Genomic DNA, 20,696 nt, shown 5'->3' on the forward strand with positions numbered 1-20,696 from the left:
CCCCCAAACCTGGGAGCCGCCCTTTTTCCTTGCTTAACTCACTCGTTCTCGGCTTCGCCGTTCTCGGCGGCGCCGATGCTCACCGGCGGAGCGTCGGGAACCGAGGACGGACGCTTCTCCCCGCGGAAGGTGAAGTGCGCCTCGTCGTCGCGGTCTTCCGGGTTGCCGCTCCAGCCCTCGACGTCGACCACGATGATCTGACCCGCTTCGACCTCGCCGAAGAGGATCTTCTCCGACAGCTGGTCCTCGATCTCGCGCTGGATCGTGCGACGCAGCGGCCGGGCGCCGAGCACCGGGTCGAAGCCGCGCTTGGCCAGCAGCGCCTTCGCCTTTTCGGTGAGCTCGATCTCCATGTCCTTGGCCTTGAGTTGCGTCTCGACCCGGCCGATCATCAGATCCACCATCTGGATGATCTGTTCCTGGTTGAGCTGGTGGAAGACGATGATGTCGTCGATCCGGTTCAGGAACTCCGGGCGGAAATGCTTCTTCATTTCCTCGTTGACCTTCTGCTTCATCTTCTCGTAGCGGTTCGTCGAATCCGCTCCGGAGGAGAAGCCGAGGCTCACGGACTTCGAGATGTCCGAGGTGCCCAGGTTCGAGGTGAAGATCAGCACGGTGTTCTTGAAGTCGACCGTGCGGCCCTGACCGTCGGTGAGGCGGCCGTCTTCGAGCACCTGCAGGAGGGTGTTGTAGATCTCCTGGTGCGCCTTTTCGATCTCGTCGAAAAGCACCACCGAGAACGGCTTGCGCCGCACCTTCTCGGTCAGCTGCCCGCCCTCTTCGTAGCCGACGTAGCCCGGAGGGGCGCCGAAGAGCCGCGAAGCGGTGTAGCGGTCGTGGAACTCGCCCATGTCGATCTGGATGAGCGCGTCGTCCTCGCCGAACAGGAAGGACGCCAGCGCCTTCGACAGCTCGGTCTTACCGACACCGGACGGGCCGGCGAAGATGAACGAACCGGACGGGCGCTTCGGGTCCTTCAGACCCGCACGCGTACGGCGGATCGCCTGGGAGACGGCCTTGACCGCGTCCTCCTGGCCGATGATGCGCTTGTGGAGTTCGTCCTCCATGCGCAGCAGCCGGGTGGTCTCCTCCTCGGTGAGCTTGAACACCGGGATGCCGGTCCAGTTGGCCAGCACCTCCGCGATCTGCTCGTCGTCCACCTCGGCGACGACGTCGAGGTCGCCGTCCTTCCACTGCTTCTCCCGCTCGCCCTTCTGGCCGAGGAGCTGCTTCTCCTCGTCGCGAAGGCGCGCGGCCCGCTCGAAGTCCTGCGCGTCGATCGCGGACTCCTTGTCCCGGCGCACGTCGGCGATCTTCTCGTCGAACTCGCGCAGGTCCGGCGGAGCGGTCATCCGGCGGATGCGCATCCGGGCCCCGGCCTCGTCGATCAGGTCGATCGCCTTGTCCGGCAGGAACCGGTCGTTGATGTAGCGGTCGGCCAGCGTCGCGGCCGCGACCAGCGCCGAGTCGGTGATCGAGACGCGGTGGTGCGCCTCGTACCGGTCGCGCAGGCCCTTCAGGATCTCGATCGTGTGCTCGAGCGACGGCTCGCCCACCTGGATCGGCTGGAAGCGGCGCTCCAGCGCGGCGTCCTTCTCGATGTACTTGCGGTACTCCTCGAGCGTGGTCGCACCGATCGTCTGCAGCTCGCCGCGGGCCAGCATCGGCTTCAGGATCGACGCCGCGTCGATCGCGCCCTCGGCGGCGCCCGCGCCGACGAGCGTGTGCAGCTCGTCGATGAACAGGATGATGTCGCCGCGGGTCTTGATCTCCTTGAGCACCTTCTTCAGGCGCTCTTCGAAGTCACCGCGGTACCGGGAACCGGCGACCAGCGAGCCGAGGTCGAGGGTGTAGAGCTGCTTGTCCTTGAGCGTCTCGGGCACCTCGCCCTTGACGATGCTCTGCGCGAGCCCCTCGACGACGGCGGTCTTGCCGACGCCGGGCTCGCCGATGAGCACCGGGTTGTTCTTAGTCCGGCGGGACAGCACCTGCATGACCCGCTCGATCTCCTTGCCGCGCCCGATGACCGGGTCGAGCTTGCCCTCGCGGGCGAGCACGGTCATGTTGCGGCCGAACTGGTCGAGCACCAGCGAGGAGGACGGGGTGCCCTCGCCGCGGCCGGAACCGCTCTCGGCGGACTTCTCGCCGGTCTGGTAGCCCGACAGGAGCTGCAGCACCTGCTGGCGGACCCGGTTGAGGTCCGCGCCCAGCTTCACGAGCACCTGGGCGGCGACGCCCTCGCCCTCGCGGATCAGGCCGAGCAGGATGTGCTCCGTGCCGATGTAGTTGTGGCCGAGCTGCAGCGCCTCGCGCAGCGACAGCTCCAGCACCTTCTTCGCCCGCGGCGTGAACGGGATGTGCCCGCTCGGCGCCTGCTGGCCCTGGCCGATGATCTCCTCGACCTGCTGGCGCACGCCCTCGAGGGCGATGCCCAGCGACTCCAGCGCCTTGGCGGCGACACCCTCACCCTCGTGGATCAGACCCAGGAGGATGTGCTCGGTGCCGATGTAGTTGTGGTTGAGCATCCGGGCCTCTTCTTGGGCCAGGACGACCACCCGCCTCGCGCGGTCGGTGAACCTCTCAAACATGCGCACTCCCTCGACTGCTGCGTCGGCGGCCCGTAACCTCCGCGGATCGCGTCCGCGGCGGACAGCACCGTGAGACCACTCTAGTAGCCAAGCGGTCGCGCTTGCGTACCACTACGGCTTCCGGCGGCCCCTTCGCACCCGGACGGCGACCCGGTCGGTCACCGCTGCTCATCCGGTTGCGCTGCACCTTTACTCCCTCTCGAACGTACGGGACCGGATCAGGATTCCGCCCCGGCGCCCCTGTCCGCTCAGCGCGAACACCCCCGCGCGTCCGGGTGGTCTCACCCCTTGGCCACCCGATTGGCGCAATGCCGCGCCGTATGTAAGGTTAGGCACACCTAATGCAGGCTGTGCCCAGAACAGGGGGTGGACCGGTGAACCCGCAGCGCTCGCGCGACGACGCCCGCGAGATCGGCGACGGTCTCGCGTCCTCCCTGCTGCGCACCAGCGCCCGGTACGAACTGCGCCGCGACGTCCCCGAGGGCTGGTTCCGCTGCGCTGACCTCCTGGAACAGCCCGAGCTGTTCGCCGAGTGGCGGTCCCGGCTGACCGACTGGCTCCTCGACCAGCACGGCGCGGCACCCGCGCGCACGGCGGCCAGCTACGTGATGTCTTGGTACCTGTACGTCCCCGCGTACGTGGGCGCGCTGCTGCTGCACCACGAGCGCCGGGTGCCGTCGCTGAAGCCGGAGCAGCTCGCGTTCGGCCTCGGCCCCGATCGACCGCATCCCGAGGGCATGGCCGTGCTCAGCGACGCCTTCTATTGCCTGCCCACCGACCCGGGCAGCGTCCGCCCCGAGGCGACCGTCGTCCGCGACGAGCGCGCGCTGGCCGCGGTGCTGCGCGCGCAGTTCGTCGGCCACGCTGCCCGCTTCGTCCGCGCCTACGCCCCTGGCACCCGGCTCGGCCGCCGCATGCTCTGGGCGGCCGCCACAGACGCGCTGGACGGCGCGCTGTGGCGGGTTGGCCGGCAAGGCGGGACAGCCGAGTCCGAAGGCGCTGGCGTCGCGGATGCCGCGCTGGTGCTCGACGCGCAGTACCGCCCGCTGACCTCGGCGTCCACCTTGCGAATGGCGGTCAACGACGACGGACACCGGGTTTGGGAACGCCGCCGGGAGAGCTGTTGCTTCTCCTATCTCCTACCCGGCGAGGCGGAATGCGACAGCTGTCCGCGCACCTGTCCCCGATGATCTCCATCGAGTGATCTTTCAGGCGTACGGGTCCCGGCCCGTCGCGCCCAGCGCCCGATGCAGCACCGGCGCGGTTTCCGGCACCGCGACTTCCGGGCCGAAGACGCCGCCCTTGCGGGCCTGCTCGCCCATCCCCGCCGCGAACGCGAGGACAACCTCGGCAGTTTCGTCCGGACAGTTCAGCTCCGTGCCGCTCGCCCGCGTCAGGTCCCAGGCGTGCAGGACGAGTTCGCCGAGCACCATGTCACCGACGACCGCGGCGGGCAGCTCGGAACCGCCGAAGGTGATGGTGCCGGTCCACGCCTCCGCCGGGGCGAGCGCGGCGAGCACGTCGTCGGTCATCGCTTCCAACGCCTTCGGCCAGTCGTCGCCGACGAGGGACGCCTCGGCTTCGGTCGGCGCGGGCGGTTCGTAAGGCTCGTGCCGGATCGCGGCGGCCAGCCACGGGCCCCAGTAGAGAAGGTGGTTGAGGAGGCCGCGCACGTCGTAGTCGGCGCACGCGGTGGGCGCGGTCAGCGACGGGGCGGCCGCCGCGACGCGCCGCAGTTCGGCGGCGGCCGGGGCGAGCAGTCCGGAGTGATTCGACATGCTCCCGAGCCAACCACCCGGGTTCGGCGGCCGTCTTGAAATTACGCGACGCACTACTGTTTTCAGCCATGCGGCGGATCCCGAGCGGCATCCTGAACGAGCGGACGGCTCGCACCAAGTTCACGCTGACCCGGCATCCGCCCGCCCCGGAACTGCGCGAATTCGTGGAACACCACTGGATCCTGCGCTGGGACCTGCCCGAACCCCACGACCAGCACGTGCTGCCGAATCTGTCGGTGCACGTGACGTTCTTTCCCGGCGCGTGCGGGGTTTACGGTCCGGCGCACCAGCTTTTCACGCACCGGCTCACCGGACGCGTGCACGGGATCGGGGCGAGGATCCGGCCCGGCTGTTTCCGCCCGTTCCTCGACGCCCCGGTGCGCACCCTCGCCGATCGCGCGGCGGACGTGGCCGAGGTCTTCGGGCCGGACGCCGCGCTCGCGGAAAAATCCATCCGGAATGCGCGGACCGACGCGGAAATGATCAATGCAATCGACAACTTGCTGATCGCACGCCGCCGTCCCATTCCGCGAGCGACCCGGGCGGCCGCCGACGCGGTGGAAACAATCGCCGCGGATCCCGGGATCACCAAGGTCGCGGAACTGGCGGCGGCACTCGGACTGTCCGTCCGGGCGGTGCAGCGGTTGTTCGCCGAGCACGTCGGAACAACGCCGAAGTGGGCGATCCGGATTTACCGCCTCAACGAAGCCGCTCGGTTGCTCGCCGCACCGATCCCGCCGGATTACGCAGATCTGGCGACTCGGCTGGGCTATAGCGACCAACCTCACTTCATCCGCGATTTCCGCGCGGTGACCGGAGCGCCTCCCGCGGAGTACGCGCGCTCCGCTCGCCGGCTGATGTCGGGCACGCCGGACGGCGCAAAGCCGGGAAACTAATCCGGAACGCCAAACGGCCGCCGGGAATGTTCCCGACGGCCGTTTGGCAGGCAGTCCCCGAAGGGGGTCTCCGGTTCGCTAACCGGAGGACCGCATCCGCGAGTTCCGGAAATGCCCGGTCAGTTCTTCTTGTGGTAAGCCTCGACGACCTCCGACGGGATGCGCCCGCGGTCGGAAACCTGGAAACCGTTCTTGCGGGCCCACGCGCGAATCGCCTGGTTCTGCTCGCGGTCGACCGCGGCCGGGCGGGCCGGGGACTTGCCGCCGGCGACCGGACGCAGCGGCGCGCGCTTGCGGCCGCCGGCGCGGCGCGCGTGCTCGACATACTGCGCCAGCGCGTCCCGCAGTTCCTCGGCGTTTTCGCTCGACAGGTCGATCTGGTAGCTCACACCGTCCAAACCGAACTCAACGGTCTCTTCCGCCTCACTGCCGTCGAGGTCGTCGACCAGAGAGACCAGCACCTTCTGTGCCATCTGATTCCTCCTGCGGGGCTTGCCCGAATGATCTGGCTACATGATCTGGTTTCGGGGCAAGCCCCGAGCTACAGAAGTCTTTGACACCCATATTAATACCCGCTTGCCCCGCCGTAGGCAAATCCGCATTGAGAAAATCCGACCGTGCGACGGGGCCGCGACCTATTCAGGGCGTACGAGCGGGAAGAGGATCGTCTCCCGGATACCGAGCCCGGTCAGTGCCATGAGCAGCCGGTCGATCCCCATTCCGACCCCGCCGCTCGGCGGCATTCCGTACTCGAGCGCGCGGAGGAAATCCTCGTCGAGACGCATGGCCTCGCTATCCCCGGCAGCGGCGAGCCGCGCCTGTTCGGTGAGCCGCTGCCGTTCCACGACCGGATCCACCAGCTCGGAGTATCCGGTGGCGAGTTCGAATCCGCGCACGTACAGGTCCCACTTCTCGGCCACGCCCGCGCGGGTGCGGTGCTGCCGGGTGAGCGGAGACGTCTCGAGCGGGAAATCGCGGACAAATGTGGGGGCGTGCAGTCCGTCGCCGACGAGATGTTCCCACAGTTCCTCAACGAGTTTGCCGTGCGCTAGCTTGGGATCCACCTCGATCTCGCGCGCCGCGGCGATCTTGTGCAGTGCTTCGGCGGGAGTATCCGGCGTCACTTCCTCGCCGAGCGCTTCCGAGAGCGACTCGTACATGCCGAGTGTCGTCCATTCGCCGGAAAGGTCGTACTCGGTTCCGTCGGCGAGAGTGACGACCTGGGTGCCGAGCACGTTCTCCGCGGCCTCCTGGATGAGTTCGCGCGTCATCACGGCATTCGTGTCGTAAGTGGCGTACGCCTCGTAGTACTCCAGCATCGCGAACTCCGGCGAGTGCGAGGAGTCGCTGCCCTCGTTGCGGAAGTTCCGGTTGATCTCGAAAACCTTCTCGATGCCGCCGACCACACAGCGCTTGAGGTACAGCTCCGGCGCGATGCGCAGGAACAGCTCGAGGTCGAAGGCATTGGAATGCGTGACGAACGGCCGGGCCGCGGCTCCGCCGTGCAGCGTCTGCAGCATCGGCGTCTCGACCTCGGTGAATCCCCGGCGGTGGAACGACTCGCGCAGCGAACGCATCACGCCGGAGCGCGTGCGCACCACGTCGCGCGCCTTCGGCCGCATAATCAGATCGACATAACGCTGCCGGATTCGCGTTTCCTCGGCCAGCTCCTTGAACGCCACCGGCAGCGGGCGCAGCGACTTCGCCGCGATCTGCCAGCTGTCGGCCAGCACGGAAAGCTCGCCGCGCTTCGAGGTGATCACCTCGCCGTGCACGAATACGTGGTCGCCGAGATCGACAGTGGACTTCCACGAGGCGAGCGACTCGGCGCCGACCTGCGCGAGACTCAGCATCGCCTGCAGTTCCGTGCCGTCGCCCTCACGAAGAGTGGCGAAACACAGTTTGCCCGTATTGCGGAGAAACATGACGCGACCGGTGACGCCGACCGACTGACCGGTGCTGGTGTCGGCTTCGAGACCGGAATGTTCGGCACGGATCTGCGCGAGAGTGTGCGTACGCGGAACCTCTACCGGGTAAGGATCGGCGCCCTCCGCGATTATCCGGTCGCGCTTGTCCCGGCGCACCCGCATCTGTTCGGGCAGGTCGTCATCGGGCAGTGCGTCGGACGCGGGGAATTCGGTCATGGCCATAGCGTACGAAGCCGCTGGTGAACCGCGTCAACCGGATTCCCCTACCGGGGCACTCACGGTATTAGGGTGGTTACTCGTGAGCGATCCCGGCACTGATGCGGAACTGCACGCCCGGCGGGCTTCTTCGTTCGGCGACCAGGCGGGCGCCTACGCCCGGCACCGGCCGGACTATCCCCTGGCCGCACTCGAATGGGGGATGTCCGGAGCAAATCGACCGGTACGTGAGGTGCTGGACCTCGCGGCGGGCACCGGAAAACTCACCGAGGGACTGGCCGGCCTCGGCCGCTCGGTGACCGCGGTGGAGCCCGATCCGGACATGCTCGCCGAACTGTCCCGGCGACTGCCGGACGTTCCCGCGCTGCTCGGCAAGGCCGAGGACATTCCGCTTCCGGACGCGTCGGTGGACGCGGTGTTCATCGGACAGGCCCTGCACTGGTTCGATTTGGCGCCGGCGTTCGCGCAGATCCGCCGGGTGCTGCGGCCGGGAGGGGCCGTCGTGGCGCTATGGAATCACGACGATGAATCAGTGCCGTGGGTGCTCGAATTCGCCCGGATCATCCGCACGGGCATCAGCCGCTACCTCGCCGGCGCGGAACAAACGCTGCGCGCGGACGGCTTCGGCCCGTTCGAACAGGAGCGGTTCGCCCACCAGCACCGCCGCTCGATCGATTCGCTGCTGGCGACCGTGTCCACGCATTCGCATCTGCTCGTCGCTTCGGAGCCGGACCGCGACCGGACGCTCGCGCGAGCCAGGGAGTACCTGGAATCCGTTCCGGAGACGGGAACAGGCGAATTCGACTATCCACTGGTCACGACGGTGATGCGGGCTCGCCGGGGCTGAGCGGCGACCGAAATCACCACCTCGCCGCGGGCCGGGAGTGCTAATTTCGGAAGCGGCGGTGCTCCCGCCCCGGACGAGCGCGTCGTACCCGGTGACGACAAGACGGCGCAGTGAACGCATCCGTCACTGCGAAAGGTTCTCGATCATGGCCTGGCTCGTTCTTGTTGTTTCCGGATTTCTCGAAACCGTGTGGGCCGCGGCGCTCGGCGCCTCGAAAGGCTTCAGCAGGCTCTGGCCGAGCGTGCTGTTCGGCGGCGCGCTGCTGCTCAGCATGTCCGGCCTCGCGTATTCATTGCGCGAAATTCCGCTCGGCACCGGATACGCGGTGTGGGTCGGCATCGGCGCGGTGGGAACCGCGGTGTACGGGATCGTCGCGATGAACGATCCGCTCACCGTCGGTCGGATCACCTGCCTCGTGCTGATTGTCGCCGGGGTCGTCGGGCTGAAACTGTTCCACTGAGGTTCATCCGAGCGCGATCTCCAGCCCGCGCAGCCGCTCCGGCGCGGAAATCACGTCGATCCCGGCAATCAGGTCGCCGTCGAAAACGAACTTGAGGACCACGGCCAGCCTGCCGCGCGGGGCGAGCACCAATCCGGGAACGCCGTCGACCACCGCGACCTGCGTGCTGCGCGCCATTTCCGAAGCGAGCAGCGCGCCCTTGCTGACCGCTCGGACACCGCGCAGCACCACCGGGGCCGCGCTGGTGTCCGAGTGCAGCACGACGTCTGGGTCGAGCACCTTCAGCAGTCCCGCGAAGTCTCCCTCGCGAGCCGCGGCCAGATACGCCTCGACGACCCCACGCCGCTTGCTCGCATCAGCCGGTCCGGCTTCTCCGCCACGCACCCGGCGACGGGCTCGGCTGGCCAGCTGCCGGACCGCCGCCGGATTGCGGTCCAGGATCTGCGCGATGTCCTCGAAGGGCACGGCGAACATGTCGTGCAGCACGAACGCGATCCGCTCGGCCGGGCCGAGGACGTCGAGCACTACCAGCATCGCCAGGCCGACGGAATCGGCCAGCTGGGCTTCTTCGGCGAGGTCCGCGCCGTCGTCGCCGCGGTCGAGGGGGAACGCGTCCAGCGAATCCTCCCGACGGCGTTCGCGCGTGCGCAACAGGTTCAGGCACACCCGCGCGACCACAGTCGTGAGCCAGGCAGGCAAATTCTGCACTGCGGAAAGGTCCGCGCTGTCGACGCGCAGCCAGGCTTCCTGCACCGCGTCGTCGGCCTCGCTCAGCGACCCGAGCATCCGGTAAGCGACTCCGCGCAGCCGTAGACGTTGCTCCTCGAATTGAGCCGCGAGCAGGCTTTTCTCGTCCACGTGTCACATCTCCTTCACGGCCGGGTTCATCCCAGTAGGACACCCCCAGTGCCCAAGCCCAGCGGCACTGTACCCGGAAGGAATTGTCATGACGACGATCTTGGTCACCGGCGGCACCGGAACCCTCGGCAAACTGGTCGTTCCCGCGCTCGGCGACGCGAAGGTGCGCGTCCTCAGCCGCACCGCGAACGGTCCCGACCGGTTCGCGTGCGACCTGATGACCGGCGATGGACTGGCTCCCGCGATCGACGGCGCCGACGTCGTCGTGCACCTGGCGGGCGGTCCGAAGGGCGACGACGTCGCGACGGGGAATCTGGTCCGCGCGGCCGAACGCGCCGGAGTCGGCCATCTGGTTTTCATTTCGGTGATCGCCGCGGACGTGGTGCCGCTGGGTTATTTCCGCCGCAAGCACGAGGCCGAAAAACTCGTCGCCGCGTCGGATGTGCCCTCGACCATCCTCCGCGCCGCCCAGTTCCACGGTTTCTGCCTCAATGCCGTGCAGGCGGTGGCGAAACTGCCGGTCGTGCCGGTTCCCGCGATCAATTTCCAGCCGGTCGAGGTCCGGGAGGTGGCCGAGCGGATCGCACAGCTGGCGCTCGGCGATCCGGCCGGACGGGTACGGGATCTGGCCGGGCCCAAGGTGTACGGCATGGGCGAGCTGGTCGACAAGTTTTTGCGGGCTCGCGGACGACGGCGGCTGAAAATGCCGGTGCGCATTCCCGGCGCGGCCGGAAAGGTCTATCGCGCCGACGGCAACCTCAACCTCGACGCGGACACCGGCGCCCGCACGTTCGAGGATTACCTCGCCGAGCAGATCGGCTAACGCACATTCCGTTCGTACACCAGCCGCAGGCCGAGCAGCGTCAGGTCCGGCACGTGCTCCTTGATGGTCTCGGATTCGCCCAGCACCAACGGGGCGAGCCCGCCGGTGGCGATCACCGTGACCGGTTCTGCGCTGTCGTGCTGCAATTCGCGCACGATCCGTCGCACGAGCCCGTCGACCTGGCCGGCGAAGCCGTACAGAATGCCGGACTGCAGGCATTCCACGGTGTTCTTGCCGATCACCGAACGCGGCGGGACGAGTTCCACCTTCCGCAGCGCGGCCGCGCGGGCGGCGAGCGCGTCCACCGAGATCTCGATGCCCGGGGCGAACGCCCCGCCGAGGAATTCGCCCCGGGCCGAGATCGCGTCGACGTTCGTGGAGGTGCCGAAATCGACCACCACGCACGCGGTGGCGTGCAAATGGTGCGCGGCGAGGGTGTTCACGAGCCGGTCCGCGCCGACTTCCTTCGGGTTGTCCACCAGCAGCGCGACGCCGGTGCGCACGCCGGGCTCGACGACGATCTTCGGCACCCGCGCGTAATAGCGGCCGAGCATCACGCGCAATTCCCGCAGCACCGCGGGAACCGTGGACAGCGCGCTGATCCCGGTGACCGCGTCGGCGTGCGGGCCGAGCAGTCCCCGCATGGTCAGCGCGAGTTCGTCCGCGGTCATCTGCGCGTCGGTGCGCATCCGCCAGTCGCCGAGGAGCTCGGTTCCCTGGTAGAGACCGAGATTGATGTTGGTGTTCCCGACGTCGACAGTGAGCAGCAACGAGGTCTTTCCTTACCGCGGCCCGCGAATCGTCCGCCGTCGATCGGTCAGTTTTCGGCGTGCAGCAACGCGTCGAGCCGGCGCGCGTCCGCGGTTTCGGCCACCGGGAAGGTCATCGTGTCCTCTTCGGGCAGCGTGACCGTGCCGCTCAGCAGGCCCGATCCGTCCGGGGCGTGCGCGGGGTCGTCCCCGCGCTCGACGATCCGGTTGTAATCGTCCACAAAGATCACTCGCGGCCGGTACGCGCGCGCCTCCGCGTCGTCCATCTGCCCGTAGGCGATCAGGATGACGAGGTCGCCCGGGTGCACCAGGTGCGCGGCGGCTCCGTTGATGCCGAGCACGCCGCTGCCGCGCTCGCCGGTGATGACGTAGGTTTCCAGCCGGGCGCCGTTCGTGACGTCCACAATGGACACCTGCTCGCCCTCGAGCAGATCGGCGGCCTCCATCAGGTCCTCGTCGACCGTGACCGAGCCCACGTAGTGCAGGTCGGCCTGGGTCACCGTGGCCCGGTGGATCTTCGATTTCAGCATCGTGCGATACATCGTGGACTCTCCCTATTCCCCTGCGTCCGGATCCCCGCTCGGATGTTCCACGGCTTTTCCGAGCAGCACTCCCGCGTTGTCGATCAGCCGGGTACTCCCCACCCGGGCCGCGACCAGCAACCGCGCCTCACCGTCGACGGGCGCCGGCCCCAAATCGGTTCCCCTCAATTCCAGGTAATCCACTTCCACCTGGGGCCGGGCCGCGAGCGTCTTGCGCGCCATGTCCAGCACGGCCTCCGCTCCGTCCCGTCCGACGTGCGCCCCGGCCGACAAAGCGGCCGACAGCACCACGGCGTCTTCCCGTTGTTCCGGCGTCAGGTAGACGTTGCGCGAGGACAGCGCGAGACCGTCCCGTTCCCGGACCGTCGGCACCCCGATGACGCGGGTGTCGATGTTCAGGTCCGCCACCATCCGCTTGATCAGCACCAGCTGCTGGTAGTCCTTCTCCCCGAAGAACGCGTAATCCGGGCGCAGCAGGTTGAACAGCTTCGCGACGACCGTCAGCACCCCGGAGAAATGCCCGGGCCGCACAGCTCCCTCGAGTTCGTCGCCGAGCGGGCCCGGGTTCACGGTGACCATCGCATTGTCCGCGTACAGGTCCGAAGCCTTCGGCGTGAAGGCCAGTTCGACGCCCGCTTCGGACAATGTCGCCAAGTCGGCTTCGAGCTGGCGCGGGTACGCCTCGAAGTCCTCGCCCTCGCCGAACTGCAACGGGTTCACGAAGATCGACGCGGCGACGACGGTGTTCGGCAGCCGCTTCGCGCGGCGCAGCAGCTCGCGGTGGCCGTCGTGCAGCGCGCCCATGGTGGGCACGAGCGCGACCTTCCGGCCGACGCTGCGCAGGCCCCAGCTCACCTTGCTGATGTGCTCGGGCGGCTGGAACGTGTTGAGCGTTCCGCGCTGGAATTTCGGTGTCGTCACGGGGTCTGTCCTTCAGCGGGGTCGGCGAGAAGATCGGTCAGTTCGCCCGCGGCCGCGGGATCGAGCAGGCCCGCCGCGCGGGACCGTTCGGCCGTGCGCCGGGCCAGCGCCCGGTAGGCCGGGGCGATCTGCGGCGCCCGGTCCGTGAGCACGTCGAGGTGCTTGCGGACGGTGCCGAGATCACCACGCGGGACCGGTCCGGTGAGGGCGCGGTCCCCGTGGCGAAGGACATTGTCCAATGCCGCCGAAAGCAGCGGTGCGACGAGTCGTTCCGGATGCCCGATTCCGGCGCCGCGCAAGGTTTCGGTGCAGTCGGCGACCAGCGTCATCAGGTGATTCGCGCCGTGCGCCAGCGCCGCGTGATACAGCGCCCGCGCGGATTCGGGAACCCGCACCGGTTCGGCGCCCATCTCGACGGCGAGCGCCTCGCCGACGTTCCACGCCGCGTCGTCGTCCGGCGCCGCGGTGACGCCGATGCTTGCCGCGACAAGGCGTTCCAGGTCTTCCTCGCGTCCGGTGAAGGTGAGCACCGGATGCAGCGCGAGCGGCAGCGCACCGGCTTCCGCGACCGGGGCCAGCACGTCGATGCCGTGCGCACCCGAGGTGTGCACCACGATCTGGCCCGCGCATACCGAATTCGTAGCGACCAGACCACGGACGGTGCCGGCGAGCGCGTCGTCGGGCAACGCGAGCAAGACGAGATCCGCTCTCCGCACGACCTCGTCGGGCGGCAGCAAGGGGACATCCGGCAGCAGCCGTTCCGCGCGGTTCAGCGAAGCCGCGGACAGCCCCGAAGCGGCGACTACGGTGTGGCCTGCCCTGGCCAATGCCGCACCGAGGACACTGCCCACGCGGCCGGCGGAAACGACGCCCACGGCAAGGCGGGCCGGTCGGTTCATGGCGTGCGCCTGTGGACGCTCATGGCTCGAAACTCCTCATGTTCGTTCCAGTCCCGCTCTTTTGTCGCGGGTACCAGACGACGGCGCGAGAGTAGCCCCGACCCGGCGGGATCGAGGTGCCCGGGTGACCAGCTTCACCCGGGGCGTCCAATCGCGCCCGTACCTTATTGGCGTTCGGCTTCCCGCGGTCGCCGTGCCCTCGATTCCCCCGGTGGAGCGCTACTTTTGGCACGGTCGAGCTACCCCGGACGGGGAATGTTCACCGACTGTCGCGATTGTTCGCCAATTGCACCGCATCCGCCCGCGCGTCCCGCAGTGCCTGCAACAACTCTTCCTGCCGCTGCCGGTCCTGCTCGGTGCGCAGCCGAGTACGACGAAGGAATGCGAGCTCGGTCACGCTCGCCTGATACCGGCCCACCGCCCGCGCCGCCGCCCGCCCGGACTGCTTGCGCGCCTGCTTCCGCCATTGCCGCCGCCCAGGAAGACTCGCGAGCAACTCGATCTCCGACGGCGCGATCCACCGCGCAGCCGCCATCTTCGGCAACGCGGCGGCGACAATCCGCTGTTCTCGCCGCCGCTGCAACACGATCACGTAGATCGCGGCGATCAGCAGCGGCAAAATCACGAGGAAGTACAAGGTGAGAAAGGACTTCCCGCCGTTGAGCGTGGCCGCCGCGTTCCAGAGCACGTGCAGGAAGACCCCGGCGAGATACCCGGCGAGCGGCGCGAGAATCCGAACCCACCGCTGCGCGTACCGCGCCGCGATCCCGAACCCGATGCCGGTCATAGCGGTGAACAGCGGATGCGTGAACGGCGAAAGCACCCCACGCACGAGGAAAGCGGCAAGCACGCCGGAGCTGGTCCCGTTGCCGAAGCCGTGGTCAGCGAAGGCGCGGCCGAAGTAGTAGATGTTCTCGGTGAAGGCGAACCCAGCGGCCGCGAACCCCGCGTAGACGACGCCGTCGACGATCCCGTCGAATTCCTCGTTGCGCCGCCAGAAGATCAACAGGACAAAAACGCCCTTCGCGGCTTCCTCGACCAGCGGCGCGGAGACGAGCGCACTCACCTTGCTGCCGTTGCCGCCCCCGAGAAGCAGGTCACCGAACGCCTCGGCCCCGGTATTGATCAACAGCGCGGTAACCGTGGCAATGCAAGCGCCCCAAGCGAAAGCAATCAGCAGCAACTTCGCCGGCTCGGGTTCCCAACGATCAACCCAGAGCAACCCGGCAACCACCACGCCGACCGGCACCAACGCAGCGACCACCCCGATCGCGACCGCCAGCCACCCGACGCGCGCAGTCGCGAGCCCGAAGAGAAAAAGCCCGCACAACGCCACGACGATCAACCCGAGCACCGGAAGGAGCACGGTGATATGCCGCGAACGAGAGCCCGTGGACGCAGACCCAGGCGGCGTGGCAGAAAGGGTGCCGTTCACGAGCGGTCACCATACGCAGGCCCCCCAAGGGATGCCGGTTGGGCGCACCGAGTTCAGCCCTCCGCGCGATGCCTCGTGCCCCTCATCTCGCGCCCCCGAAGTCCGTGAGGGCCACCCTGACGGAATCTGATTCCCCCAGGGTTCCCCTCACTCACCGCGGCCGGTCTGTGAGGGGCTCCTTCACGGACCTGGATTCCCTGAAGAAGCCCTTCACGGCTTTTTGGCGTACGTGAGGGCCACCCTGAGGGAATCTGATTCCGTGAGGGTTCCCCTCACGACCCTCGCGCGCCCCGCCCGCCCCACGCCTGCTCGGGAAGCGCCCCAATGCGGCATTGGGTGCGTCCCACGCACCGAACGCCACATTGGGTGCGTGGCATGCACCCAACGCCACATTGGGGCGCAACCCCCACCACGAACGAAACCACCACCGATGCACCCAACTCGAAGTGCACCCACACCACCCCCGCACCCCGATACGAAGCTCCCCTGCGGTCTGGGGTGGCTTGTCAAGGCATCTTTCCCGCCTTGACAAGCCACCCCAGACCGTCAGCACAATCAAGCTTCGGGGTGCCCACCGCAACAATGGGCGCAATGTCGCCGCCAGGCGACGAGCCGACAGAGCCGACGAAGAACGATCAATCCTCAGCCCGACGCCGACGCCGAGGACTCCCCTCCGTCTTCCCATTAGCCGCAAGCAATTCAGTAACCGACCGCCCAGAAGCGTGATGCCCAGCCGAGGCAGCCTCCTCAGCAGGAGCCTCCCAAGCAGGCGGCTCCCCCTCCGGCCGCCTCCGACGCCCCCCAGACGAAGCCGAAACAGCCTCCCCCTCAGGCCGCCGACGCCGCCCCCCAGTCCCATTGCTCACCGAACTGCGAACCGACTCAGGCAACGTCGGATTAACCGCATCCGCCCCAGGAGCCCCATGCCGCCCAGTAGGCGTGTCCTCCGCCAACGGCGACAAATCCGACCGAGAGAACTGCTCCAACCGAGACGGAGCCCGCTTCTGCGACTCCACCGCGGTTTCCTTCTCCGGCACCGCTTTCTCCGCCTGAGGAGCAGGTTCAGCATGCCGAGCAGGCTCAGCAGGCCGGGAAATAGCAGTCTGCTCAGCAGCTTCCGGCCGCTCCTCCCGCTGCGGCGCAGGCCGTGCCGCCAACCGGGGCACCGGCCGCTCCTCCTTGACCGGCTCCGGCTTGCTCACCGGCGCCACAGTCCGGGTCGGCTGCGCTTCAGGCCGCCGAGGCGTCTCCGCCGCTTCCTTCTGAGGCCGAGGCCGTGGCCCACGCGGCTCCCGAACCCGCTCAGCCTCACGCGGCAACGGCTCAGTCACATTGCGCGCCCCAGCACCGTCCTGCTCGAACGGCTCCGGAATGACGTGCGACCCAGAGTCACCCGCCGAACGGCGCTCAGCTTCATACGGCTCCGGCGCACGATCAGCGCGCGGCTTCGGCGCACCGCCCCGAGGCCCACGCTCGACCTGCGGCTCCGGCGCACCACCACGAGCGGGCCGTGCGGCATCCGGCGCTCCATTCCGCGGCTCACGGCCAGCGAAGGCATCCGCCACACTGGCCCGCCCCTCGTGCGGACCCGAGTCGCCGCGGGGCACGAACGCCTCCGCCAGGTTGGCCCGAGGATCGCGGCCGCCGCGCGGAGCGGGACTCTCCGCTTCGACCTCGTCCTCGAACGGCTCCGGCTCGGCAGGCGGTTCCGGCCGCTTCGGCTTGAGCCGCGGCATCTGCTGCGTACGCAGCTGAGTCGAGCGGTCGCCATTCGGCCCGGAACCATTCGGTCCCGAACCGTTCAGCCCAGCGCTGATCGAGCCGTTCGCACCGGAAGTCCCGTTGGCGCCATTGGTCTTCGCCGTCCCGTTCGCAGGAGTACGGCGACGCTCCGGTGGAGCCGCGTCGAGCACCCGGTCCATGAATTCGGTCGGCCGCTCCGGAACATCGACCACCGGCTTCTTCGGGGCGAGCAGCTGAGCCGGTTTCTTGCCATTGCCGTTCTTGGTTTCCGAACCGGCCGAAACGAGCCGCTGCTCGTCGTTCAGCGAGCGCATCCGGGTCGCCTGCGCGGTGAGCGCGACGCGTTCGAGCAACACCTCGCCGCCGAACAGCGATTGCAGGCTTTCGCGGAGCGCAGCCACTTCGGCACGCAGCGCATCCAATTCTTCGCGCGATTGTGCCTGCGCGGCCTCGCGCGTTTCCGTTTCGAGCTCGAGTTCGTACTCCCGCCGGGCCGCGATCTCGCGTTCCAGCTCGAGTTCGTATACCGCCTGCGCCTCGGCGACCGCGTCCTCGCTGTGCGCCGCGTTCTTGCGGGCCCGGACAGCCAGGAAGGCGCCGATCAGGGCAGCCCAGAGCGCCGCGACGATCCCGAGCCGGAGGTACCGGAGGTCGTCGCTGAGCACCAACGCGAGGGTGGCGCCGACGGCGAGGAGCAATCCGACGACAAGCCACGGCCTGCCAGGGCGGCGGCCGTGCGAGTCGTCACCCACGCCAGTCATGCCTGACACCGTACCTTCCGGTGATCCGAATGAGACCTAGTCGGTACTTCGAGCGGCGCCATCGAAGCGTTAACCGGTCGTTCCCTTACGGTCCTCCGGTGGCGTCCGGCAGCAGTGCTCGAGCCACAAACCGGCAGCTACGAGCAGCGCCGACGACACCACCCCGACGACCGCCGACTTGCTGTCGGAGACCGCGGCGACGAGTTCGTCACGTCGCGGGAAAACGTAGATGAACGCGGCCAGCCAACCACCGCCGAGGAACGCCCCGGCCAGCGAAGACGCCTTAGCCAGCGCCACCGCCCGAGCGATCCCGACCGCGTTGCCGTGCACCCGGCCGGACTTGATCCGCGACCGGATCGACAGCGCCAACCCCGCCTCCGCGATCGCGAGCACCGCGAAGGTCACCCCGGCGAGCAACGGCAGCTGCGGCAGATCGCCGTAAGCAGCCTGGAACAGCACATAGACCACGGCGAGGCCGAGGACCGCGGCCACGACCAGGTCCCGGGACCGCGTGAAGTGCATGACTCCACCGTACCGAGCCCGCTCTGGCAGGCTTGACTCTCCAGCGACTGGAGACTCCACGATGCCTGACATGCCTGCCACCACGGTCTTCACGATCGGCGAACTGTCCCGGCGCACCGGGCTGCCGGTGAAGACCATCCGGTTCTACTCCGACGAGGGCCTGCTCCCGCCCACGCAGCGGACCGGAGCCGGCTACCGGCTGTACGACGCGCACGCGCTCGCCCGGCTGGAGCTGGTGCGGACGCTGCGCGAGCTGGGCATCGGCCTGCCCGACGTGTCCCGCGCACTGGCGCGCGAGACGACGGTGCGCGACCTGGCGACGAGCCACGTCGACGCGCTCGACGAGCAGATCCGGCGGTTGCGGCTGCGCCGCGCGGTATTGCGCGCGGTGCTGAAACGGGATTCCGAGCTGGAGGAAGTGAAACTGATGAATCGCATCGCCCAAATGCCGGACGAGGAACGCCGCCGTTTGGTGGACGAGTTCTGGGCCGAAATGATGGAAGGGCTCGATGTCGATCCCGAGTTCTACGCGCGAATGCAGTCGGCGAAACCGGATCTTCCGGATGATCCGACGCCGGAACAGTTGGAAGCCTGGATCGAGTTCGCCGAACTCGTGCAGGACCCGGGATTCCGGCAGTCCATCCGCACGATGAGCGAACGGCATTCGTCCGCGCGGGAAGCGGGCGAGTACGAGCAGCCGACCAAGGCTCAACAGGAAAACTGGGCCGCCTGGATGACCGACGCCCGGTCCGCGCTCGACGCGGGCCACGCGCCGGGCTCCCCGGCCGGACGGGCGCTGGCGGACGCGATCGCGACCGCCTCGGCCCGGCCGGACCAGGACCCGGCCGACCCGGCGGTCCGCAACCGGATGGCCGACGGGATCGCCGCCGGGGCGGATCCGCGCGCCGAGCGGTACTGGCAGTTGCTCGCGACGATCAACGGCTGGCCCGCCATCCCGAGCCGCCAGGAGGAAGTGCAATTCCTGCTGGCAGCGCTGCGGGCCTCGTGAGCGTCCAAGCCGGTTAGAACCGGCCTAGGCACTCACGACAGGGTCAGGCCGGGCCGCAGGACGACGCCCGCCCGGTCGGCTTCCGGCAGCCGGGCGAGCAGGTCGGCGGCCCGGCCGTGCCCGGGAACCTCGGCGTCCGGGTCGATCTCGAGCCACGGGATCAGCACGCTCGCCCGGTCCGGGGTCCCGGGATGCGGCAGCAACAACTCCGGATCGTCGGACGTCACGCCCTGCACTGTCACTATGTCGACATCCAGCGTGCGCGGGCCCCAGCGCAGTTCGCGCACCCGGCCCGCCGCCTGCTCGGCCGCCTGCCCGGCGCGCAGCCACGCCCAGTGGTCGCGTGCCGGGTCGTCGACGATGCACAGCGCGTTCAGGAAATCCGGCTGGTCCTCGACGCCCCAGGCTTTCGTCTCGTACACGCCGGACACCGCGACGAGCGCCGGGCGCACCGCGTCGACCGCGCTGCGCAGGTAGCCGAGCCGGTCGCCGAGGTTGGAGCCCAGCGACAGGACCGCGCGGCTCACCGCTCCCGCCGGACGGTGACCGCGACGTCGTCGAAGGTCAGCGGAATCGGCGCGGACGGCTTGTGCACGGTGACCTCGACGGCGGTCAGCCGATCGTCGCGCATGACCTCGTCGGCGATCTTCCCGGCGACGCTCTCGATCAGGTCGTACGGCTCCCCGGCGACGATCCCCGCCGCCAGTTCGGCCAGCTCGCCGTAGTGCAGCGTCTTGGTCAGGTCGTCCGATGCCGCGGCGGGCCCGAGGTCGAGCCACGCGACGATGTCGATGCCGAATTCCTGTCCGTCGCGCTTCTCGTGGTCGAAGACCCCATGTCGGCCGAACACGCGCAGTCCCGTGAGCGTGATGCGGTCAGCCATCGGCCCGTCCTTGCTGCCAGGCCGCGGCCACCGCCACGGCGTCCAGTGAAGCCCCCACCTCGTGCACCCGCACGCCCCAAGCGCCCGCCGACGCGGCCAGCGCCGAGATCGACGCGGTGGCGACCTCGCGACCGTCCGGGGGCCTCGGCACACCGTCCTTTCCGGACAGCAGACGGCCGAGGAAACGTTTGCGCGAAGCACCCACCAAAACCGGGAAACCCAAGTCCAGCAACGCATCCAGCCCGTGCAGCAGCGCCCAGTCGTGCTCGGCGTGCTTCGCGAACCCGAGACCCGGGTCGAGCACGATCTCGCTCTCGGCAACCCCGGCCGCGATCGCCTCGTCGACCCGCTGCAGCAACTCGCCACGCACCTCGGCGACGACGTCGGTGTACGTGGCCAGCGCGTTCATGTCCTTGCTGTGCCCGCGCCAGTGCATCAGCACCCACGGCGCCTTGGTTTCCGCCGCGACCCGCCCCATCGCTGGATCGGCAAGCCCGCCGGACACGTCGTTGATCACCTTCGCACCGGCCGCCACCGCGGCTTCCGCGACCGCGGCCCGCGTGGTGTCGACCGACAGCACGACGCCCTCGGAAGCCAGCTGCCGGATCACCGGCAAGATGCGCGCGGCCTCGGTCTCCGCGTCGACCCGCGAAGCACCCGGCCGCGTCGATTCGCCGCCGACGTCGATCAGGTCCGCGCCACGCGCCCACATCTCGCGCGCGTGCTCCAGCGCCTGGTCGAGATCGAGGTAGCGGCCGCCGTCGGAGAACGAATCCGGCGTCACGTTCAGCACGCCCATCACGGCGCACCGCCCCGG

General features: G+C 68.7%; 20 protein-coding genes, 1 pseudogene and 1 riboswitch. Of the genes and pseudogenes, 6 read left to right on the forward strand and 15 right to left on the reverse strand.

The annotated features are described in order from the left end of the window. Nucleotides 1-38: 38 nt before the first annotated feature. Complete coding sequence (locus tag WA670_RS01000) at nt 39-2,588, reverse strand: ATP-dependent Clp protease ATP-binding subunit (protein ID WP_037808241.1); 2,550 nt, start codon at nt 2,586-2,588, stop codon at nt 39-41. A 374-nt stretch (nt 2,589-2,962) separates the two neighbouring features. Between WA670_RS01000 and WA670_RS01005 the strand changes: the two genes are divergently transcribed. Next, nucleotides 2,963-3,778 (forward strand): (2Fe-2S)-binding protein, encoded by an 816-nt coding sequence (locus tag WA670_RS01005; protein WP_336156697.1) that lies wholly within the window; start codon nt 2,963-2,965, stop codon nt 3,776-3,778. 18 nt (nt 3,779-3,796) lie between these two features. Here the strand turns inward: WA670_RS01005 and WA670_RS01010 are convergent, their stop codons facing one another. Beyond that, the gene (locus WA670_RS01010; RefSeq protein ID WP_134728476.1) at nt 3,797-4,366 is read right to left on the reverse strand and encodes a TIGR03086 family metal-binding protein; all 570 of its coding nucleotides are present in this window, start codon (nt 4,364-4,366) and stop codon (nt 3,797-3,799) included. 68 nt (nt 4,367-4,434) lie between these two features. On the opposite strand from WA670_RS01010, the gene WA670_RS01015 reads away from it, so the two are divergent. Next, complete coding sequence (locus WA670_RS01015) at nt 4,435-5,262, forward strand: helix-turn-helix domain-containing protein (protein ID WP_134728477.1); 828 nt, start codon at nt 4,435-4,437, stop codon at nt 5,260-5,262. A gap of 119 nt (nt 5,263-5,381) precedes the next feature. Here the strand turns inward: WA670_RS01015 and WA670_RS01020 are convergent, their stop codons facing one another. Beyond that, a complete protein-coding gene (locus WA670_RS01020; protein ID WP_037354752.1) occupies nt 5,382-5,735 on the reverse strand; it encodes a histone-like nucleoid-structuring protein Lsr2 in 354 nt (117 codons plus the stop codon). A 162-nt stretch (nt 5,736-5,897) separates the two neighbouring features. Next, on the reverse strand, nt 5,898-7,406 hold the full coding sequence (lysS, locus tag WA670_RS01025; RefSeq protein WP_134728478.1) for a lysine--tRNA ligase: 1,509 nt from the start codon (nt 7,404-7,406) through the stop codon (nt 5,898-5,900). Between the two features lie 82 nt (nt 7,407-7,488). On the opposite strand from lysS, the gene WA670_RS01030 reads away from it, so the two are divergent. Together WA670_RS01030 and WA670_RS01035 are read left to right on the forward strand one after the other, a co-directional pair. Continuing rightward, a complete protein-coding gene (locus WA670_RS01030; protein WP_240691267.1) occupies nt 7,489-8,253 on the forward strand; it encodes a class I SAM-dependent methyltransferase in 765 nt (254 codons plus the stop codon). Nucleotides 8,254-8,302: 49 nt separating this feature from the next. Further along, nucleotides 8,303-8,365: riboswitch (guanidine-III (ykkC-III) riboswitch) on the forward strand. 33 nt (nt 8,366-8,398) lie between these two features. Continuing rightward, a complete protein-coding gene (locus WA670_RS01035; RefSeq protein ID WP_037808251.1) occupies nt 8,399-8,713 on the forward strand; it encodes a DMT family transporter in 315 nt (104 codons plus the stop codon). Nucleotides 8,714-8,716: 3 nt separating this feature from the next. Here the strand turns inward: WA670_RS01035 and WA670_RS01040 are convergent, their stop codons facing one another. Next, nucleotides 8,717-9,571: a sigma-70 family RNA polymerase sigma factor gene (locus tag WA670_RS01040; RefSeq protein ID WP_336156698.1), complete on the reverse strand. Its 855-nt coding sequence runs from the start codon at nt 9,569-9,571 to the stop codon at nt 8,717-8,719. An 88-nt stretch (nt 9,572-9,659) separates the two neighbouring features. On the opposite strand from WA670_RS01040, the gene WA670_RS01045 reads away from it, so the two are divergent. Continuing rightward, nucleotides 9,660-10,394: an SDR family oxidoreductase gene (locus WA670_RS01045; protein ID WP_134728481.1), complete on the forward strand. Its 735-nt coding sequence runs from the start codon at nt 9,660-9,662 to the stop codon at nt 10,392-10,394. On the opposite strand, the gene WA670_RS01050 is transcribed toward WA670_RS01045, so the two are convergent. From WA670_RS01050 to WA670_RS01080, 7 genes and pseudogenes are all read right to left on the reverse strand, one after another. Continuing rightward, nucleotides 10,391-11,164 (reverse strand): type III pantothenate kinase, encoded by a 774-nt coding sequence (locus WA670_RS01050; RefSeq protein WP_037808260.1) that lies wholly within the window; start codon nt 11,162-11,164, stop codon nt 10,391-10,393. The two genes, WA670_RS01045 and WA670_RS01050, sit on opposite strands and share 4 nt — an antisense overlap. Before the next feature lie 47 nt (nt 11,165-11,211). Further along, nucleotides 11,212-11,706, reverse strand: coding sequence for an aspartate 1-decarboxylase (gene panD / locus WA670_RS01055; RefSeq protein ID WP_043827144.1), 495 nt, complete (start codon nt 11,704-11,706; stop codon nt 11,212-11,214). A gap of 12 nt (nt 11,707-11,718) precedes the next feature. Then, entirely contained in the window at nt 11,719-12,627 is a 909-nt protein-coding gene (gene panC, locus WA670_RS01060; RefSeq protein ID WP_037808266.1) for a pantoate--beta-alanine ligase, read from the reverse strand. After that, nucleotides 12,624-13,538: pseudogene (locus WA670_RS01065) on the reverse strand (Rossmann-like and DUF2520 domain-containing protein); the annotation flags it as partial. The pseudogene WA670_RS01065 and the gene panC, both read right to left, overlap by 4 nt. Nucleotides 13,539-13,785: 247 nt before the next feature. Continuing rightward, on the reverse strand, nt 13,786-14,892 hold the full coding sequence (locus WA670_RS01070) for a PrsW family intramembrane metalloprotease (RefSeq protein ID WP_134728482.1): 1,107 nt from the start codon (nt 14,890-14,892) through the stop codon (nt 13,786-13,788). A 704-nt stretch (nt 14,893-15,596) separates the two neighbouring features. Next, entirely contained in the window at nt 15,597-17,465 is a 1,869-nt protein-coding gene (locus WA670_RS01075) for a DUF6779 domain-containing protein (protein ID WP_336156700.1), read from the reverse strand. Between the two features lie 69 nt (nt 17,466-17,534). Beyond that, nucleotides 17,535-17,987, reverse strand: coding sequence for a DUF3180 domain-containing protein (locus WA670_RS01080; RefSeq protein ID WP_037808270.1), 453 nt, complete (start codon nt 17,985-17,987; stop codon nt 17,535-17,537). A gap of 70 nt (nt 17,988-18,057) precedes the next feature. On the opposite strand from WA670_RS01080, the gene WA670_RS01085 reads away from it, so the two are divergent. Beyond that, a complete protein-coding gene (locus tag WA670_RS01085; RefSeq protein WP_238603957.1) occupies nt 18,058-18,996 on the forward strand; it encodes a helix-turn-helix domain-containing protein in 939 nt (312 codons plus the stop codon). Between the two features lie 32 nt (nt 18,997-19,028). Here WA670_RS01085 and folK read toward each other — a convergent pair whose 3' ends face one another. The 3 genes from folK to folP are packed head-to-tail and all read right to left on the reverse strand — an operon-like array spanning nt 19,029 to nt 20,678. Next, entirely contained in the window at nt 19,029-19,523 is a 495-nt protein-coding gene (gene folK / locus WA670_RS01090) for a 2-amino-4-hydroxy-6-hydroxymethyldihydropteridine diphosphokinase (protein ID WP_134661997.1), read from the reverse strand. Then, complete coding sequence (gene folB, locus WA670_RS01095; RefSeq protein ID WP_037808275.1) at nt 19,520-19,879, reverse strand: dihydroneopterin aldolase; 360 nt, start codon at nt 19,877-19,879, stop codon at nt 19,520-19,522. The genes folK and folB overlap by 4 nt, the downstream gene beginning before the upstream one ends. Then, on the reverse strand, nt 19,872-20,678 hold the full coding sequence (gene folP, locus WA670_RS01100) for a dihydropteroate synthase (RefSeq protein ID WP_078870258.1): 807 nt from the start codon (nt 20,676-20,678) through the stop codon (nt 19,872-19,874). The genes folB and folP overlap by 8 nt, the downstream gene beginning before the upstream one ends. Nucleotides 20,679-20,696 lie beyond the last annotated feature (18 nt).

Origin of the sequence: Amycolatopsis sp. VC5-11, from assembly GCF_037034185.1 — a bacterium.
Taxonomy (GTDB): Bacteria; Actinomycetota; Actinomycetes; order Mycobacteriales; family Pseudonocardiaceae; genus Amycolatopsis; species Amycolatopsis nivea.

What these genes read in the sequence shown, in the direction of transcription:
- WA670_RS01000 (WP_037808241.1), bottom strand. Translation starts at nt 2,588, where the DNA reads ATGTTTGAGAGGTTCACCGACCGCGCGAGGCGGGTGGTCGTCCTGGCC.
- WA670_RS01010 (WP_134728476.1), bottom strand. Translation starts at nt 4,366, where the DNA reads ATGTCGAATCACTCCGGACTGCTCGCCCCGGCCGCCGCCGAACTGCGG.
- WA670_RS01015 (WP_134728477.1), top strand. Translation starts at nt 4,435, where the DNA reads ATGCGGCGGATCCCGAGCGGCATCCTGAACGAGCGGACGGCTCGCACC.
- WA670_RS01020 (WP_037354752.1), bottom strand. Translation starts at nt 5,735, where the DNA reads ATGGCACAGAAGGTGCTGGTCTCTCTGGTCGACGACCTCGACGGCAGT.
- lysS (WP_134728478.1), bottom strand. Translation starts at nt 7,406, where the DNA reads ATGACCGAATTCCCCGCGTCCGACGCACTGCCCGATGACGACCTGCCC.
- WA670_RS01035 (WP_037808251.1), top strand. Translation starts at nt 8,399, where the DNA reads ATGGCCTGGCTCGTTCTTGTTGTTTCCGGATTTCTCGAAACCGTGTGG.
- WA670_RS01045 (WP_134728481.1), top strand. Translation starts at nt 9,660, where the DNA reads ATGACGACGATCTTGGTCACCGGCGGCACCGGAACCCTCGGCAAACTG.
- panD (WP_043827144.1), bottom strand. Translation starts at nt 11,706, where the DNA reads ATGTATCGCACGATGCTGAAATCGAAGATCCACCGGGCCACGGTGACC.
- WA670_RS01075 (WP_336156700.1), bottom strand. Translation starts at nt 17,465, where the DNA reads ATGACTGGCGTGGGTGACGACTCGCACGGCCGCCGCCCTGGCAGGCCG.
- WA670_RS01080 (WP_037808270.1), bottom strand. Translation starts at nt 17,987, where the DNA reads ATGCACTTCACGCGGTCCCGGGACCTGGTCGTGGCCGCGGTCCTCGGC.
- WA670_RS01085 (WP_238603957.1), top strand. Translation starts at nt 18,058, where the DNA reads ATGCCTGCCACCACGGTCTTCACGATCGGCGAACTGTCCCGGCGCACC.
- folB (WP_037808275.1), bottom strand. Translation starts at nt 19,879, where the DNA reads ATGGCTGACCGCATCACGCTCACGGGACTGCGCGTGTTCGGCCGACAT.
- folP (WP_078870258.1), bottom strand. Translation starts at nt 20,678, where the DNA reads ATGGGCGTGCTGAACGTGACGCCGGATTCGTTCTCCGACGGCGGCCGC.